The organism is Cohnella sp. GbtcB17, from assembly GCF_019091135.1.
In the GTDB taxonomy this organism is placed as follows: Bacteria; Bacillota; Bacilli; order Paenibacillales; family Paenibacillaceae; genus Cohnella.
Window position 1 is genome coordinate 1 of record NZ_JAGXJW010000241.1, and the last position, 276, is coordinate 276.

The 276-nt window shown below is 59.8% G+C and carries 1 protein-coding gene; it reads right to left on the reverse strand.

The window, feature by feature from the left end:
• On the reverse strand, positions 1-276 hold a 276-nt coding region (locus tag KVT38_RS33690; protein ID WP_217598069.1), incomplete at both ends, for an ABC transporter permease subunit.

Here is a 276-nt window from a genome sequence, read left to right on the forward strand (position 1 = left end):
GATAATAAAAATGACCACGACCGGAATCGAGACGTGCACGGAGCCTGCCGCAAAGACGGTGAATTCCGTCGGTGTCTGCGTGTTGGCCATGTTGAACAAGCCGACCGCCAGCGTCTGCTTGGCCTCCGTCCGAAGCACCGTCTGCGCGAAGATGAACTCGCTGAACGTGCCGGCGAACGAAGTGACGGCCATGTATACGACGAGCGGACGGGACAGCGGCAGCAAAATCCGGACGAATACGCCCCAGTTGCTTGCACCGACGATGATGGCGGCCTC